Raw genomic sequence first — 14,746 nt, 5'->3', positions numbered from 1 at the left:
CGGCATCGTGACGATCGCGTGCGGCCGCAGCGCCTACTGCAGCGCGTCCCAGGCCTCGCGCATGCCCTCGACCACGTCGTCGAGGGTGAGCCCGAAGAGGGACAGGCCCCAGATCACGGCCCAGTAGAGCGCGACCAGGATCACCGGCACGAGCAACCAGCCGAGGACCTCCTCGAACACATGCCGACGCCGGCGACGCTCCCAGCGCTGCTCCTTGGCGGTGCGCGGGGCCGACCGCACCTTGCCGCGCCCGCGCTCGTGCGGACGGGGCGGCGCCGCGCCTCGCTGCCGGCGGGGAGATCGCGGCTGCTGCTCGGGCTGCGGCGGGCTCTGGGGCTCGGCCCGCGCCTGCGCTGCGGCCGCCCCGCGAGGCCGCAGGAAGCTCGGCAGGCGCGCCGCGAGGCCGGAGACCGGCGCATCATCGGTCACGATCGCTGCATCCTCGCCGACGGGCCGGTCGCCACGCGACGGACCGCGCGGTGCCCGCCGATCCTGCGGATCGAGCACCGGGGCCGGCGCGGCGTTCTCGCGCGCGGCCGGACGGGGACGCGCCGCCGTCGGGGCCGGCTGCGACGCTCCCGCCTCGGGCGAGGGCGGCTGAGGCGCATGCGCCCGGCCTGCCTCGACGGGCACGCCTGCGGGCGGTCGCGGCCGCGGCTGATCGAATGCCGCGGGCGGCGGCACGGCGCCGGCGGGAGCTGGGGCATGCGTCGGCCCGTGGCCGTCTACCACGTGCGCATGCGCGTCGACGATGTCGGGATCGAGCGGTCCCTGCCCCACCGCCTCGGGCCGCCCGCGGAGCGGGCCGAAATCGGGCGCGAGATCGGCCGCGGCCGGGTCGTTGCGCAACGAGGCGGCGCGCAGCCGCGCCACCACCTCGTCGAGATCGCGTTGCGTCATGCGCGCACCAGCGGCACCTTCGGTACGGTGCGCACGCCGCCCCCGCCGCCGTTGCCATTGCCATTGCCGTCGGAGCCGTCACCGGGCTTCTTGGGCGCGGGCTTCTTGGCGGCGGCCCGCGGCTTGCGCTTTGCCTTCTTGGGCGGATCGGTCGGCTTCTCGAGCTTCACCTTCGCCGGCTTCGCCGGCGCGGAGGTGAAGGCGAAGCCGAGCTTGTCGAGCCCGTCGACGTCCTTCTCGACGATCACCTCCACCGAGCCGCCGTCCTTCAGCCGCCCGAAAAGCACCTCGTCGGCGAGCGGCGTCTTGATCGAGGACTGGATCAGCCGGCCCATCGGGCGCGCGCCCATCGTCTCGTCGTAGCCGTGCTCGACGAGCCAGTCGCGTGCCGCGTCCGACAGCGAGATCCCGACGTTGCGGTCGGCGAGCTGCGCCTCGAGCTGGAGGACGAACTTGTCCACCACCTTGGCGATGACCTCGCGCGGCAGGTTGCCGAAGGAGATGATCGCGTCGAGCCGGTTCCTGAACTCGGGGGCGAACAGCTTGTTGATCGCCTCCTGGTCGTCACCCACGCGCTTCTGGCGGGTGAACCCGAAGGCGGCCTTGGCGAGGTCCGCCGCGCCCGCGTTCGTGGTCATGATCAGGATCACGTTGCGGAAGTCGACGTGCTTGCCGTTGTGGTCCGTCAGCTTCCCGTGGTCCATGATCTGGAGCAGGATGTTGAACAGGTCCGGATGCGCCTTCTCGATCTCGTCGAGCAGCAGCACGCAGTGCGGGTGCTGGTCGACGCCGTCGGTCAGGAGCCCGCCCTGGTCGAAGCCGACATAGCCCGGAGGCGCGCCGATCAGGCGGCTCACCGTGTGGCGCTCCATGTACTCCGACATGTCGAAGCGGAGGAGCTCGACGCCCAGCGACTTCGAGAGCTGGCGCGCCACCTCCGTCTTGCCGACGCCGGTGGGGCCCGCGAACAGGTAGTTGCCGATCGGCTTCTCCGGCTCGCGCAGGCCCGCGCGGGCGAGCTTGATCGCCGAGGTGAGCGCGCCGATCGCCGCGTCCTGGCCGTAGACCACGGTCTTGAGCCCGGTCTCGAGGTTGGCGAGCACCTCGGCGTCGTCCTTCGAGACCGTCTTGGGCGGGATGCGGGCCATGGAGGCGATCGTGGTCTCGATCTCCTTCACGCCGATCGTCTTCTTGCGCTTGGATTCCGCCAGCAGCATCTGCGAGGCGCCCGTCTCGTCGATCACGTCGATCGCCTTGTCGGGCAGCTTGCGGTCGTGGATGTAGCGGGCCGAGAGCTCGACCGCCGCCTTGATCGCCTCGTTCGAGTAGCGCAGCTTGTGGAACGTCTCGTAGTAGGGCTTGAGGCCCTTGACGATCTCGATCGTGTCCGCGACCGACGGCTCGTTGACGTCGATCTTCTGGAAGCGGCGCACCAGCGCCCGGTCCTTCTCGAAGTACTGGCGGTACTCCTTGTAGGTCGTCGAGCCGATGCAGCGCAGGGAGCCGGCGGCGAGCGCGGGCTTCAAGAGGTTCGAGGCGTCCATCGCGCCGCCCGAGGTCGCACCGGCGCCGATCACCGTGTGGATCTCGTCGATGAACATGATCGCCTTGGGATGGTTCTCGATCTCCTTGACGACCTGCTTGAGGCGCTCCTCGAAGTCGCCGCGGTAGCGCGTGCCTGCGAGCAGCGCGCCCATGTCGAGGGCGAACACGGTGGCGTCGGCGAGCACGTCGGGCACCTTGCCCTCGTTGATCTTGCGCGCCAGCCCCTCCGCGATCGCGGTCTTGCCGACGCCGGGATCGCCGACGAGGAGCGGGTTGTTCTTCTGGCGGCGGCAGAGCACCTGGATGGTGCGCTGCACCTCGCCCTCGCGCCCGATCAAGGGATCGATCTTGCCCTCGCGCGCCTTCTTGTTGAGGTTCACGCAATAGGCGTCCAAGGCGTCGCCCTTCTTCTTGCCGCGCGCATCGCCCTCGTCCCCGGAGGGGCGCTCGCCGCTCTCCTCCTCCGCCCCGCGGGGCGGACGCGCCTCGGTGGCGCCGGGGCGCTTGGCGATCCCGTGCGAGATGTAGTTGACCGCATCGTAGCGCGTCATGTCCTGCTCCTGCAGGAAGTACGCGGCGTGGCTCTCGCGCTCGGCGAAGATCGCGACGAGCACGTTCGCCCCCGTCACCTCTTCGCGGCCCGAGGACTGGACGTGGATGACCGCGCGCTGGATCACGCGCTGGAAGCCGGCGGTCGGCTTGGCGTCCGCCCGGTGCTCGGCAACGAGGTTCGCCAGCTCGTTGTCGACGTACTCGACGAGGTTTCGCCTGAGCGCCTCGATGTCGACGTTGCAGGCCCGCATCACCGCTGCCGCGTCCTGGTCGTCGACCAGCGCGAGAAGGAGATGCTCCAGCGTCGCGTATTCGTGACGCCTTTCGCCGGCGAGGGCGAGAGCCCGGTGGAGCGCTTGTTCAAGGGAGCGAGAAAAGCTCGGCAAGGCTGGCCTCTACGAGTTCGTGAGGGAAAGGCTCACTTCTTCTCCATGACGCATTGCAGCGGATGCTGGTGCTTGCGGGCGAAATCCATCACCTGCGTCACCTTCGTCTCCGCCACCTCGTAGGTGAAGACGCCGCATTCCCCCACGCCGTTGTGATGGACGTGCAGCATGATGCGCGTGGCGTCCTCTCGCGACTTGTGGAAGAAGCGCTCGAGAACGTGGATTACGAACTCCATCGGCGTGTAGTCGTCGTTCAACAACAGCACGCGATACAAATTCGGTTTCTTCGTGCGCGGCTTCGTGCGCGTGATGATCGCCGTGCCCGAACGGCCCCCGTCGTTGCCGCCTCCCCCGTCGGGGTCGGAAGCGACGATCGAATGCCCGACGCCGGGCGGCCCGCCAAGCTGCCCGCCGAGCGGCCCGCCGTTCACGCTTCCCCTTTCGAAGTCCCACCGAACCATGACAGCCGGGTCATCCATTCTCTTGCTGGACCGGACGCCCCGCTCGGGCGACGCGCCCGAGGTCGATGAAAGCGCGTTCGAGCATCAATGTATAGTCCCCCCTGCCGGTTCGCCAGGGGCGGCGCCCCGCATCCGTGTCGCACGCGACGGGCATCCCACGGATGCACCACGCCGGGACCGGCTCACACGAACTGCTGGAGACCCGGGATCGATCCCACGATCGGCCCGAGCGTGTCCTCGCCCACCTTCTCGCGGCCGTAGGCGAACAGCTCGCGGCCGAGCGGCTGCATCTGGCCCATGTCGACGCCGATCTGCATCAGCTTGCCGCCGAGCTGCATGACGCCGCCGCCCATCATGCCGCCGATCGAGCCCATCAGCCCGCCGGCGCCGGACGCGGCCTCGCCGTCGGCCATCGCCTGCTCCGCCGCGGGCATCGCCGCGATCAGCGCGTTCACCTCCGCCGGCGGCCCCTCCTTGCGCAGGAAGGCGAGGATGATGCCGACCGCCTTCCGGGCGGTCTCGGCGTCGAGGCCGGTCTTCTGGGTGATGCGGGCGATCAGGTCGTCCATGGTCTTCGTCTCCGTGTCGGTGCCCGCCGCGTCGCGGGCTCGTCTCGCGGCATGCCGTCGGCGATGCGGGCCGTGCGGATATGGGTCGCAGAGGCGCCGGCCGAGCGCAAGGCCCGTCCGGCGCTCCGGCCGACGGAACTCCGGAGCGGGCCGGCGGGTTCGCCGGGCACTCGGGCATCGCCCCCCACGGGGCTCGCCCAGACCCGAAGGAGACGTCAATGGCCATCGACCACGATCGCACGGAAGGCTCCGCCAAGAACATCGCCGGCAAGGCCAAGGAAGCCGTCGGCAAGGTCACCGGCGACCGCAAGACGCAGGCCGAGGGCCGCGCGGACCAGGCCGAGGGCAAGGCCCAGAACACGGCCGGCAGCATCAAGGACACGCTGCGCGGCAAGTGATCTGCAAGTGATCTGCAAGTGATCGGCCCGCCCGGCGATCCGGGCGTGACCCAAGGCCGGGGGTAGCCCGCGCGGCGCCCCCGAACCCGAGCGGACGGCCGGAGCGCGAGCCCCGGCCGTCGGACTGCGATTCAGCGCCCCCGCGGGCTGGCACCAGCCGCGCGACCGCGCCACAATGCCGCCCGTGAACGACGACACTGCGGGGGGCCACGTGGGCGACGACAGCATCCTGATCGGCAAGAGCCGCCGCGACGACGGGCTCGCGCAGGCCGGCCTCCTCGAGCAGACCCTCCTCCTGCGCCGGGCCAACCGCCACGGCCTCGTCGCCGGCGCCACCGGGACCGGCAAGACGGTGACGCTGCAGACGCTCGCCGAGGGCTTCTCCAAGGCCGGCGTCCCGGTCTTCGCGGCCGACGTCAAGGGCGACCTCTCCGGCGTCTCCCAGCCCGGCGATTCGAAGAAGCCCTTCGTGGAGCGCGCCGCCGAGATCGGCGTCCCCTACGCGCCCGACGACTACCCGGTCGTGTTCTGGGACCTGTTCGGCCGCAAGGGCCACCCGATCCGCGCCACCGTCTCCGAGATCGGACCGCTGCTCCTGTCGCGCCTGCTCGACCTCAACGACACGCAGGAGGGCGTCCTCAACATCGCCTTCCGGCTCGCCGACGAGGAGGGCCTCCTCCTGCTCGACCTGAAGGACCTGCGCTCGCTCCTCGCCTTCGTCGCGGAGAACGCCAAGCAGCTGTCCTCCGTCTACGGAAACGTCTCCAAGGCGTCCGTGGGCGCCATCCAGCGCCAGCTCCTCGTGCTCGAGAACCAGGGCGGCGCGGCCTTCCTCGGCGAGCCCGCCCTCGACATCCGCGACCTGATGCGCACCGATCGCACGGGGCGGGGCACGATCAACATCCTCTGCGCCGAGGAGCTGATGGCGACGCCGCGGCTCTACGCCACGTTCCTGCTGTGGCTGCTCTCCGAGCTGTTCGAGACGCTCCCCGAGGTCGGCGACCCGGACGAGCCGGTGCTCGTCTTCTTCTTCGACGAGGCGCATCTCCTCTTCGACGACGCGCCGAAGGTGCTCCTCGACACGATCGAGCGCGTCGTGCGCCTGATCCGCTCGAAGGGCGTTGGCGTCTACTTCGTCACCCAGAACCCGCTCGACCTGCCCGACGAGGTGCTCGGCCAGCTCGGCAACCGCGTCCAGCATGCGCTGCGCGCCTTCACCCCGCGCGACCAGCGCGCCGTGAGGGCCGCCGCCGAGACCTTCCGCCAGAACGAGGCCTTCGACGTCGCCACCGCCATCACCGAGCTGCGCGTCGGCGAGGCGCTCGTCTCCACCCTCGACGCGAAGGGCGCGCCGCGCGTCGTCGAGCGCACCCTCGTCGCCCCGCCGATGGCCCGCGTCGGCCCCGCCACCGACGCCGAGCGCGACCGGATCGTCCGCGCGAGCCCGCTCGCCGGCCGCTACGACACGCCGGTCGACCGCGAGAGCGCCTACGAGATCCTCGCCGCCCGCGCCGAGGAGGCGCTGCGCGAGGAGGAGATCCCAGAGGAGAAGGGCAACCTGCTCGACGCGCTCGGCGGCTTCTTCGGCGTCGGCGGGAGCGCCGGCGGGCGCCGCGGGCGCCTCACCACCGGCCAGCGCGTCGCCCGCGAGGTCACCCGCACCGTCGTGAACCGCGTCGCCGGCCAGGCCGCCGCCGACCTCGGCCGCGCCATCGGCGGGCGGACGGGATCGACGGTGGGCCGGGCGATCGTGCGCGGCGTGCTGGGCGGGATGCTGCGGCGGTGAGCGGCGGAGTGCGCTCCCTCTCGCGCGTGGGACACCGGAGGCGATCATGTCGACGTCGAGGAAGGGTATCGTTCGCGTGTCGCGGGATGGTCGAGTGACTCTCCCGAAGGCCGTGCGCGCCGGCCGCGCCTGGGAACCGGGTACGCGCCTCCTCGTGGAGGATACCCCGGAAGGCGTCCTCCTCCGGAAGGCGTCGGCCTTCGCTCCGACACGGCCCGAGGACGTGTTCGGGTGCCTCCCCTGGAATGGGCCGGAGCTGACGATCGAGGAGATGGACGAGGCGGTGCTCGCGGAAGCCGCGGACCGCGCCCGCGACGAAGGCGGTCCGTAGATTCACGGGGCGCCGAGAACGGCGGCCCTCACAACGCCTCCCCCCGCAGCAGCCGCGCCCCGCCCTGCCCCGGCACGCCCGCCGCCTCGCGCATGAAGAAGCGCTTGGCCGCCGGCATGCGGTTCACCAGCCCGAGCCCGAGGTCGCGCAGCATGCGCACGGGCGCCACGTCGTTCGAGAACAGGCGGTTGAGCGCGTCGGTGGCGAGGCCCATCGCCACCGTGTCGGCGCGGCGCGCGCGCTGGTAGTCCTCGAGCACGTCCGCCGCGCCCGGGTCCATGCCCAGCCGAACCGCGGAGACGATCCGCTCGGCGAGGACGGCGGCGTCCTTGAGGCCGAGGTTCACGCCCTGCCCCGCGATCGGGTGGATGACGTGGGCCGCGTCGCCGATCAGCGCCAGCCGCGGCGCCACGAAGGCGCGGGCGATTCCGAACTCCAGCGGGAAGGCCTGGATGGGCGTCTCCAGCGCGATCGCGCCGAGCTCGAGGCCGAAGCGGCGCTCGATCTCCTCCAGCAGCAGGTCCTCGTCGAGCGCCAGGATGTGCGGCACGTTTGTCTCGCGCTCGGACCAGACGATGGCCGAGCGGTGCCCGAGCGCGCCACCCGGCGTCAGCGGCAGCATGGCGAAGGGGCCGGACGGCAGGAAGTGCTGGATCGCGCGTCCTTCGTGGTCGCGGGCGTGGCCGACGATCGCCGAGAGGCCGGATTGCGGGTAGTCCCATCCGCTCCAACCGATGCCGGCACCCTCGCGCAGGCGCGAGCGCTTGCCGTCGGCGGCGCAGACGAGATGCGCCTCGCGCGTGCTTCCGTCCGTCAGCCGCAACGATACGCCGGCGCCGTCGGCATCCGGCGTCGCGCGGCGTACGCCGGCCTCCAGCATCTCGACGCCCGCGTCGCGACAGGCGGCGCGCAGCGCGCGTGCGAGGACCGCGCTCTCGACCATGTGGGCGAAGGGCTCCTCGCTCGGGGGCTCCCCGCGCTGCGCAGCCGGCCGCGCGCCCTCCCCGCCGAATTCCAGGAACACCGGCCGCACCGGGTCGGCGAGGTGGCTGTCGGTGATCACCATCTCGCGCATCTCCTGCGCCTGCCCGGCGATCTCCGCCCAGACGCCGAGCGCCGAGAGCATGCGCCGGCTCGCCGCGGCGACGGCGTAGGCGCGCCGGTCGCTCGCCGGGTCGCGGGCGAGCGCGGGATCGGCGAGCGTCACGTCGACGGCGCGCGGCGCCGCGCGCTTGAGCGCCAGCGCCAGCGCAAGGCCGACGATGCCGCCGCCCGCCACCACGATCCGCCAGCTCTGCGCCCGTCCCGTCGGACCCGTCATCGTCGCCTCCCTGGAACGCGAAACCGCACGCGCATCCGCGCGCTTGACCCGCCGGGCGGCGGCGGCTCACATGCCTCCGGCCCGGCACGGAGGTATCTAGCACATGGCGCGCGCCGTCGAAGAGCTGCTCGCGATTCTCGACCTCGAGCGGCTGGAGAACAACCTCTTCCGCGGTCGCAGCCCCAACGTGGGCTGGCAGCGGGTGTTCGGCGGCCAGGTGATCGGCCAGGCGCTGGTCGCGGCGACGCGCACCGTCGAGGGCCGCCAGGCGCACTCGCTCCACGCCTACTTCCTGCTTCCCGGCGACCCGAAGGCGCCGATCGTCTACGAGGTCGACCCGATCCGCGACGGCAGGTCCTTCGCCACCCGCCGCGTCGTCGCGATCCAGCACGGGCGGGCGATCTTCTCGATGTCGGCCTCCTTCCAGGTCCGCGAGGACGGGCTCGACCACGCGGCCGCGATGCCCGACGTGCCCGCACCCGAGGACCTCCCCGGCGAGGACGAGATGCGCGCGCGGGTGATGCCGCTGATGGACCCGGCGGCGCGGGCCTATTTCGAGCGCGAGCGGCCGATCGAGCTGCGCCCCGTCGAGCTCGAGCGCTACCTCCCCCGCGATCCGGGGTCCGAGCCGCTGCCGGCGCGCTTCCACGTCTGGATCCGCACGACCGGTCGCCTGCCGGACGAGCAGGCGATCCACGACTGCGCCCTCGCCTACGCCTCCGACATGACGCTGCTCGATTCCTCGCTGATCCCGCACGGCCGCAGCGTCTTCCAGCGCACGATCCAGGCGGCCTCGCTCGATCACGCGCTTTGGCTCCACCGCCCCTTCCGCGCCGACGAATGGCTGCTCTACGCCCAGGAGAGCCCCTCCGCCTCCGGCGCGAGGGGCTTCTCGCGCGGCTCGATCTTCACCCGCGACGGTCGCCTCGTGGCGTCGGTCGCGCAGGAGGGGCTGATCCGCGAGCGTGCCACGCAGGGCTGAGGCGTGCAGACCGCGGGGCCGGCGACCGGACGGCCTGTTTCGCTGCGCTGCGGAACGTGCTAGAGACCCCGCCGCTCGACGCCGCCGCCCGACGCCGAGGTGTCCGATCGGCGCGGCTTTCGCATGGGCGAGCGCGACCCGCAGGCACGCGAACGACGATCGCGGGGCGCGGCCCGGAACAGAACCGACCCAGATCCCCATGGCACAGCCCAACGCCCTGACGAACGGGCATCCCGATTCCCCGGCCACGGCCGAATCCGCGCTCCCCGAAGGCCACCGCAAGGCGGGCTTCTGGACGCTGACCATCGGCTCGGTGGGCGTCGTCTACGGCGACATCGGCACGAGCCCGCTCTACGCGCTGCGCGAGTCGATCATCGCCGCCTCCGCCGGCGGGCCGATCACGCGGGACATCGTGCTGGGCGTGCTCTCGCTCGTGCTCTGGGCGTTGATCCTCGTCGTCACGCTGAAATACGTCTTCATCCTCCTGCGGGCCGACAACAACGGCGAGGGCGGCACGCTGACGCTCGTCGCTCTGGCGATGCGCGCGCTCGGCCGCGGCCGGCTCGCGGTCCTGCTGCTGGGCGCGGTGGGCGCGGGGCTGTTCTACGGCGATGCGATGATCACGCCGGCGATCTCGGTCCTCTCGGCGGTGGAGGGCCTCAAGATCGCCGCGCCCGCGAGCGCGGAATACGTGGTACCGATCGCCATCGTCATCCTCGTCTTCCTGTTCTCCGTGCAGAGCCGGGGCACGAGCAAGGTCGCGGCCTTCTTCGGGCCGGTGATGTGCGTGTGGTTCGCCGTGCTAGCCGGCACGGGCCTGTGGCACATCTTCGACGATCCGGGCGTGCTCGCCGCGATCAACCCGCTCTGGGGCGCGCGCTTCCTGATCGACCACCCCTTCGTGACGGTCGCCGTGCTCGGCGCGGTCTGCCTCGCGGTGACGGGCGCGGAGGCGCTCTACGCCGACCTCGGGCACTTCGGGCGCGGCCCGATCCGCACCGCCTGGCTCACCATGGTGCTGCCGGCGCTGACGCTCAACTATTTCGGCCAGGGCGCCGTCGTCCTCTCGAACCCCGAGACGATCGAGAGCCCCTTCTACAACCTCGTGCCGGATTTCATGACGCTGCCGCTCGTCGGGCTCGCCACGCTCGCGACCATCATCGCCAGCCAGGCCGTGATCACCGGCGCCTTCTCGCTGACGCGCCAGGCGGTGCAGCTCGGCCTCCTGCCGCGCCTCGAGATCCGCTTCACGTCGGAGGCCCATTCCGGCCAGATCTACATGCCGCGGGTGAACTGGCTGCTGCTCGCGGGCGTCATCGCGCTCGTGATCGGCTTCGGCTCTTCCTCCGCGCTGGCCTCGGCCTACGGCGTCGCGGTGTTCGGCGCGATGACCGTCGACGCGCTGCTCGCCATCCTGGTCATCTGGAAGGGCTGGCGCTGGGGTCTCGTCGCGGCGGTGGCGGTGATGACGCCCTTCCTCGTGATCGACCTCGCCTTCTTCGGCTCGACCCTGCTCAAGGTGTTCTCCGGCGGCTACGTCCCGGTCCTGCTCGCGGTGGCGCTGATCCTGACGATGTGGACCTGGCTGCGCGGCTCGCGGCTCCTCTTCGCCAAGACCCGCAAGACCGACATCCCGCTGGCCGAGCTCATCGGCATGCTGGAGAAGAGCCCGCCGCACCGGGTGCGCGGCATGGCGGTGTTCCTCACCTCGGACCCGGAGACCACGCCGACCGCGCTGATGCACAACCTCAAGCACAACAAGGTGCTGCACGAGAAGAACGTCGTCCTCACCGTGCGCGCGACGGACACGCCGCGGGTCCGCGAGGAGGACCGCGTCAGCGTCGAGCCGCTCGGCGAGAGCTTCTACCGGGTGGTGATGACCTACGGCTACATGGAGACGCCCAACATCCCCAAGGGCCTCACCGCCTTGCGCAAGCAGGGCTTCACCTTCGACATCATGGCCACCTCCTTCTTCCTCTCGCGCCGCGTGCTGCGCCCGGCCGCGCAGTCCGGCATGCCGCGCTGGCAGGACAAGCTGTTCATCTGGCTCTCGAGGACGGCGTCGAACGCGACCGACTTCTTCCAGATCCCCACGGGCCGCGTCGTCGAGGTCGGCACCCAGGTGACGATCTGAGGCGCCGCCCCCTCCCCGATGGGCACGCGTCGCCACTTGTCATCGCCGCGTCACGCGCAGGTCTCATGCGGGTGCGATGAGCGATGCCATCGACCGTCTCCATCGCGCGATACTCGCGGCCCGCGACGAGGACGTCGCCACCTCGAAGACCGCGCGCCTGCTCGCCGCCGGCCTGCCCAAGATGGGCAAGAAGCTGGCCGAGGAGGCCGTGGAGACCGCGCTCGACGCGCAGTCGGGCGATCGCGAGCGCATCGTCGCCGAGAGCGCCGACCTGATCTATCATCTCGCCGTGCTCTGGGCCGGCGCCGGCATAGAGCCCCGCCGGGTCTGGGAGGAGATGGAGCGGCGCGAGCGGCTCTACGGCATCGCCGCGAAGGTACCCAAGGAGCGCAAGGTCGCGAGGTCCTCCCGCCGCCGCGATGCCGTCGCCGCCCGCCCGCGCTGACCGCGCGCCGTCCCGCGACGAGGATCGCCGCGCTCAACCAATGCATGCTGCTGCCCGGCCCGGAGGCGCAGCCGCTCGCGACCTATCTCGGCTGGCTCACGCACCGCACCCTCTGCTCGCGGGCGTGCTCCGGCGGGCTCCTCGTCGTGTTCGTGCCGAGCGCCCTCCCCTGCGCGCGCTCGGCAGATGAAGCGGAGCTGAACGGCCCGTTCGGGCAGGGTTCCGGTGCGATCCCCTAGACAGGACCTCGTTCAGGGAGGTCCCGTCATGTTCAAGCGCCCGTTCGCCCTCGCCGCCGCCACGCTCTACGTCTCGACCATGGTCGGTCTCGTGGGCGGGATCGGCGTCATGGCCGCGAGCGCGCCGACCCCGCACCAGACCCCCGGCCACGAGGTCGGCTTCGCCCTCATCATGATGCTCAACAAGTGATCCCGCCCGCCGCGCCCGGCCTCCTCGCCCGCGCGGCCCCGTCCGTCCGCCCTGAGTCGGATCGCCGCATCCCGTGCCATCCCGCACGCATTGCCTGGGGAAAACGAGGAGCCGTCCACAGCGGGGGGCTGCCCCGACTCTTGCGCCCGAGTCAACGCATCTTGTACGTTCGCTCCCGTCGAACACGACATCTGGTGCGGCACTCTTCATAACCATCTGCGCGCGACGGGCACGCGGTCGAGAAATCGATCGTCCGCGAGCGGAGAGGGATTCTGCGAGACCAGCGCCCGCGAGGAGGCGGCGATGACGGATGCAACCCCGACCTGGACCGACGAGCGCGTCGAGCGGCTCAAGACGCTCTGGCAGGAGGGGCGCAGCGCGAGCACCATCGCCGCCGAGCTCGGAGGCGTCTCGCGCAACGCCGTGATCGGAAAGGTCCACCGGCTCGGGCTTTCGGGCCGCGGCAAGGCCCCGGAGAAGACGGCGCCCCCCGCGCGACCGCGTCAGAAGCCGGTGGAGGCCGAGGCGGCGGCGCCCACGCGCCCGATCAGCGTCGGCGCCAACGCGCTCGCCGCAGACCCCGCACCGGAGGAGGTGCCGGCCGCGAAGCCGGCGCGGCCCCAGCCGCAGCCGCTGCCCGCGACCATCGCCCGGCCGGTCGCGCAGCCGGCGGGCGAGATCGTGGTGCCCCCGAGCGAGCGGGTGACGATCATGGATCTGCGCGAGAGCATGTGCCGCTGGCCGATGGGCGACCCGAGCTCGCCCGACTTCCGCTTCTGCGGCGCGCGCTCGCTCACGGGCATGCCCTATTGCGACCACCACGCCCAGATCGCCTACCAGCCCTCCGCCGACCGCCGACGGGATCGCAAGGCGCTCGCGGGCTGAGGAAGGTCCCTCAGCCGACCCGGGCGAGCAGCGCGAGGAAGGTCCGCGCCTCCTCCTCCGAGAGCGGCTCGAGCGTGCGTGTCGAGACCTCCTGCGCGACCGCGCGCATCGCGCGTGCCGCGCGCTCTCCCTCGGCGGTCAGGCTCACGGCCACCAGCCGCGCGTCCTCCGACACGGGGCTCTGGCGCACGAAGCCGCGCTTCATCAGCCGCCCCACGACGCCGAAGATCGTCGCCGGGTCCATGGCGGTCAGCCGGCCGAGCTGGTTCTGCGGGGTGGCGCCGCGTTCGAGCAGGGTGACGAGGGCGGCGAACTGGGTCGGCGTCACCGAGAAGCGACCCATCACCGCGTTGAAGATCTCGGTGTTGCGCTGGTGCGCGCGGCGGATCAGGTGGCCGGCCTGTGTGTCGAGCCGGAAGCTCGGGTCGTCGGGAGATCGCCGGGTCGCCGGCGTCTCGTCGTCCTCGGCCGCGTCCGCGCGTCTCGTCATGCTCTCCGGCGCTCCGTTCGTGTGCGTACGGCGACCTTAGGGGCCGCGCGCGCGGCGCGCCAGCCGAGCGGGGGCGCCGCGCGTCCGGGTCACGGGCGCGGCGGGAGCGCGATCGCCGGCAGCTCGGTGGGCGGCAGCGCGTTGGTCGTCGCCGGCTGGCGCCCACCGGCGAGGGTCGTGCCCCGCGCGCGCATGGCGAGCGCGATCGTCAGGCGCTCCGCCGCCTCGGGCGACATCTGCGCCATCACCTCCGCCATCCGGCGTGGGCTCATGTCCTCGGCCAGCGGCACGAGCACCTCGAGCGCGAGCCGGTCGAAGACCCGCGCCGCGTCCTTGGGGCGCATCGCCTCGTACATCGACACGAGCCGGCGCATGGCCTCGGCGTTCGCCGGGTCCTCCGCCTCGGGCGCCGCCGCGGCTGCGGCCGCCCCGCCCGGCGCGGGCCCTCCCGCGGGGCCGCCCACGACGCGCTCCTCGAGGCGTGCCTCGGCGGCGGCGACGAGTTCCTCGCGCATGTCGAGCTCACGCAGGCGCCGCTCGAGCTCCGCGCGCTGCTCGGCAATGCGCTGGCGCAGCATGTCCTCGGACGAGGTCGCGGGGCTGCGCAGGTCGGGCAGCAGGTCGGGCGCGAGGCCGCCGTTGCCGGCATCCACGGCGGGCGCGCCCTCGGCGGGCGCCGTACCGTCCCCCCCCGCAGACGGATCCTCCCCGTCCTCCGGGTTCGAGCCCGTGGTCACCACCTCGCGCGGCGGCGTCTCCGAGCGCGCGAAGGCGAGCACGCGGGCGAAGGCCGGCAGCTCGGGCTGCGGCGTCACCACGCTCGGGCCCGCGCCGGAAGGCGGCGCGGCGGGCTCCGGCTCGCGCGCGACGAAGGCGGCCGCCTTCATCAGCAGCAGCGCCGCCGCGGCGATCACCACGGCGTCGGTCAGCCGCAGCTTCGCCTGCGCGATCCGGGCGAGCGCATCGCGCATCCTCCGGGGCGTCCTCATCGGCCGGGCCTCATCGGATCATCCTCATCCACGCCCGATCCGGCGCGCGGCCCGCTCGGCCAGGAGCTCCGCAGCGGCGCTGATCCGGGCGCTGACGGGCGGCGCGGCGGGAGCCCGCTCCGGCGCCGCGGCCGCGCGGGGCG

16 protein-coding genes are annotated in these 14,746 nt (G+C 72.2%); 9 read left to right on the top strand and 7 right to left on the bottom strand.

Going from position 1 to position 14,746, the window contains the following annotated elements:
- Positions 1-33: 33 nt before the first annotated feature.
- From ACTZWW_RS14715 to ACTZWW_RS14700, 4 genes are all read right to left on the bottom strand, one after another.
- The gene (locus ACTZWW_RS14715; protein WP_444781718.1) at positions 34-900 is read right to left on the bottom strand and encodes a hypothetical protein; all 867 of its coding nucleotides are present in this window, start codon (positions 898-900) and stop codon (positions 34-36) included.
- Positions 897-3,383, bottom strand: a complete 2,487-nt coding sequence (gene clpA, locus ACTZWW_RS14710; protein WP_444781717.1) for an ATP-dependent Clp protease ATP-binding subunit ClpA — start codon at positions 3,381-3,383, stop codon at positions 897-899. The genes ACTZWW_RS14715 and clpA overlap by 4 nt, the downstream gene beginning before the upstream one ends.
- 32 nt (positions 3,384-3,415) lie before the next feature.
- Complete coding sequence (gene clpS, locus ACTZWW_RS14705; RefSeq protein WP_444781752.1) at positions 3,416-3,757, bottom strand: ATP-dependent Clp protease adapter ClpS; 342 nt, start codon at positions 3,755-3,757, stop codon at positions 3,416-3,418.
- Between the two features lie 269 nt (positions 3,758-4,026).
- Positions 4,027-4,413, bottom strand: coding sequence for a DUF2267 domain-containing protein (locus ACTZWW_RS14700; RefSeq protein ID WP_444781716.1), 387 nt, complete (start codon positions 4,411-4,413; stop codon positions 4,027-4,029).
- Between the two features lie 218 nt (positions 4,414-4,631).
- Between ACTZWW_RS14700 and ACTZWW_RS14695 the strand changes: the two genes are divergently transcribed.
- The 3 genes from ACTZWW_RS14695 to ACTZWW_RS14685 all read left to right on the top strand — a co-directional run bounded on the left by ACTZWW_RS14695 (position 4,632) and on the right by ACTZWW_RS14685 (position 6,928).
- A complete protein-coding gene (locus ACTZWW_RS14695) occupies positions 4,632-4,811 on the top strand; it encodes a CsbD family protein (RefSeq protein WP_444781715.1) in 180 nt (59 codons plus the stop codon).
- A 175-nt stretch (positions 4,812-4,986) separates the two neighbouring features.
- Positions 4,987-6,597, top strand: coding sequence for a helicase HerA-like domain-containing protein (locus tag ACTZWW_RS14690; protein ID WP_444781714.1), 1,611 nt, complete (start codon positions 4,987-4,989; stop codon positions 6,595-6,597).
- A gap of 46 nt (positions 6,598-6,643) precedes the next feature.
- A complete protein-coding gene (locus ACTZWW_RS14685; RefSeq protein ID WP_444781713.1) occupies positions 6,644-6,928 on the top strand; it encodes an AbrB/MazE/SpoVT family DNA-binding domain-containing protein in 285 nt (94 codons plus the stop codon).
- 28 nt (positions 6,929-6,956) lie between these two features.
- On the opposite strand, the gene ACTZWW_RS14680 is transcribed toward ACTZWW_RS14685, so the two are convergent.
- The gene (locus ACTZWW_RS14680) at positions 6,957-8,249 is read right to left on the bottom strand and encodes an FAD-dependent monooxygenase (RefSeq protein WP_444781712.1); all 1,293 of its coding nucleotides are present in this window, start codon (positions 8,247-8,249) and stop codon (positions 6,957-6,959) included.
- 103 nt (positions 8,250-8,352) lie between these two features.
- Here ACTZWW_RS14680 and tesB point away from each other — a divergent pair, with 103 nt between their 5' ends.
- From tesB to ACTZWW_RS14650, 6 genes are all read left to right on the top strand, one after another.
- Entirely contained in the window at positions 8,353-9,231 is an 879-nt protein-coding gene (gene tesB, locus ACTZWW_RS14675) for an acyl-CoA thioesterase II (protein WP_444781711.1), read from the top strand.
- Positions 9,232-9,430: 199 nt separating this feature from the next.
- On the top strand, positions 9,431-11,365 hold the full coding sequence (locus ACTZWW_RS14670) for a potassium transporter Kup (protein ID WP_444781710.1): 1,935 nt from the start codon (positions 9,431-9,433) through the stop codon (positions 11,363-11,365).
- A gap of 76 nt (positions 11,366-11,441) precedes the next feature.
- A complete protein-coding gene (gene hisE, locus ACTZWW_RS14665) occupies positions 11,442-11,810 on the top strand; it encodes a phosphoribosyl-ATP diphosphatase (protein WP_444781709.1) in 369 nt (122 codons plus the stop codon).
- Positions 11,811-11,854: 44 nt separating this feature from the next.
- Positions 11,855-12,049, top strand: a complete 195-nt coding sequence (locus ACTZWW_RS14660) for a hypothetical protein (protein WP_444781756.1) — start codon at positions 11,855-11,857, stop codon at positions 12,047-12,049.
- 28 nt (positions 12,050-12,077) lie between these two features.
- A complete protein-coding gene (locus ACTZWW_RS14655; protein WP_444781708.1) occupies positions 12,078-12,239 on the top strand; it encodes a hypothetical protein in 162 nt (53 codons plus the stop codon).
- Positions 12,240-12,542: 303 nt separating this feature from the next.
- On the top strand, positions 12,543-13,124 hold the full coding sequence (locus ACTZWW_RS14650) for a GcrA family cell cycle regulator (RefSeq protein WP_444781707.1): 582 nt from the start codon (positions 12,543-12,545) through the stop codon (positions 13,122-13,124).
- A 10-nt stretch (positions 13,125-13,134) separates the two neighbouring features.
- Here the strand turns inward: ACTZWW_RS14650 and ACTZWW_RS14645 are convergent, their stop codons facing one another.
- Positions 13,135-13,614: a MarR family winged helix-turn-helix transcriptional regulator gene (locus ACTZWW_RS14645; protein ID WP_444781706.1), complete on the bottom strand. Its 480-nt coding sequence runs from the start codon at positions 13,612-13,614 to the stop codon at positions 13,135-13,137.
- Between the two features lie 89 nt (positions 13,615-13,703).
- Positions 13,704-14,585, bottom strand: coding sequence for a MotE family protein (locus ACTZWW_RS14640; protein ID WP_444781705.1), 882 nt, complete (start codon positions 14,583-14,585; stop codon positions 13,704-13,706).
- Positions 14,586-14,746: the final 161 nt, after the last annotated feature.

Source organism: Salinarimonas sp. NSM (assembly GCF_052380005.1).
Taxonomy (GTDB): domain Bacteria; phylum Pseudomonadota; class Alphaproteobacteria; order Rhizobiales; family Beijerinckiaceae; genus Salinarimonas.
Note: the sequence above shows the minus strand (reverse complement) of the source record. Positions and strands in the feature narration are given on the sequence as shown.

What these genes read in the sequence shown, in the direction of transcription:
- ACTZWW_RS14715 (WP_444781718.1), bottom strand. Translation starts at nt 900, where the DNA reads ATGACGCAACGCGATCTCGACGAGGTGGTGGCGCGGCTGCGCGCCGCC.
- ACTZWW_RS14700 (WP_444781716.1), bottom strand. Translation starts at nt 4,413, where the DNA reads ATGGACGACCTGATCGCCCGCATCACCCAGAAGACCGGCCTCGACGCC.
- ACTZWW_RS14695 (WP_444781715.1), top strand. Translation starts at nt 4,632, where the DNA reads ATGGCCATCGACCACGATCGCACGGAAGGCTCCGCCAAGAACATCGCC.
- ACTZWW_RS14690 (WP_444781714.1), top strand. Translation starts at nt 4,987, where the DNA reads ATGCCGCCCGTGAACGACGACACTGCGGGGGGCCACGTGGGCGACGAC.
- ACTZWW_RS14685 (WP_444781713.1), top strand. Translation starts at nt 6,644, where the DNA reads ATGTCGACGTCGAGGAAGGGTATCGTTCGCGTGTCGCGGGATGGTCGA.
- ACTZWW_RS14680 (WP_444781712.1), bottom strand. Translation starts at nt 8,249, where the DNA reads ATGACGGGTCCGACGGGACGGGCGCAGAGCTGGCGGATCGTGGTGGCG.
- tesB (WP_444781711.1), top strand. Translation starts at nt 8,353, where the DNA reads ATGGCGCGCGCCGTCGAAGAGCTGCTCGCGATTCTCGACCTCGAGCGG.
- ACTZWW_RS14670 (WP_444781710.1), top strand. Translation starts at nt 9,431, where the DNA reads ATGGCACAGCCCAACGCCCTGACGAACGGGCATCCCGATTCCCCGGCC.
- hisE (WP_444781709.1), top strand. Translation starts at nt 11,442, where the DNA reads ATGAGCGATGCCATCGACCGTCTCCATCGCGCGATACTCGCGGCCCGC.
- ACTZWW_RS14660 (WP_444781756.1), top strand. Translation starts at nt 11,855, where the DNA reads ATGCTGCTGCCCGGCCCGGAGGCGCAGCCGCTCGCGACCTATCTCGGC.
- ACTZWW_RS14655 (WP_444781708.1), top strand. Translation starts at nt 12,078, where the DNA reads ATGTTCAAGCGCCCGTTCGCCCTCGCCGCCGCCACGCTCTACGTCTCG.
- ACTZWW_RS14650 (WP_444781707.1), top strand. Translation starts at nt 12,543, where the DNA reads ATGACGGATGCAACCCCGACCTGGACCGACGAGCGCGTCGAGCGGCTC.
- ACTZWW_RS14645 (WP_444781706.1), bottom strand. Translation starts at nt 13,614, where the DNA reads ATGACGAGACGCGCGGACGCGGCCGAGGACGACGAGACGCCGGCGACC.
- ACTZWW_RS14640 (WP_444781705.1), bottom strand. Translation starts at nt 14,585, where the DNA reads ATGCGCGATGCGCTCGCCCGGATCGCGCAGGCGAAGCTGCGGCTGACC.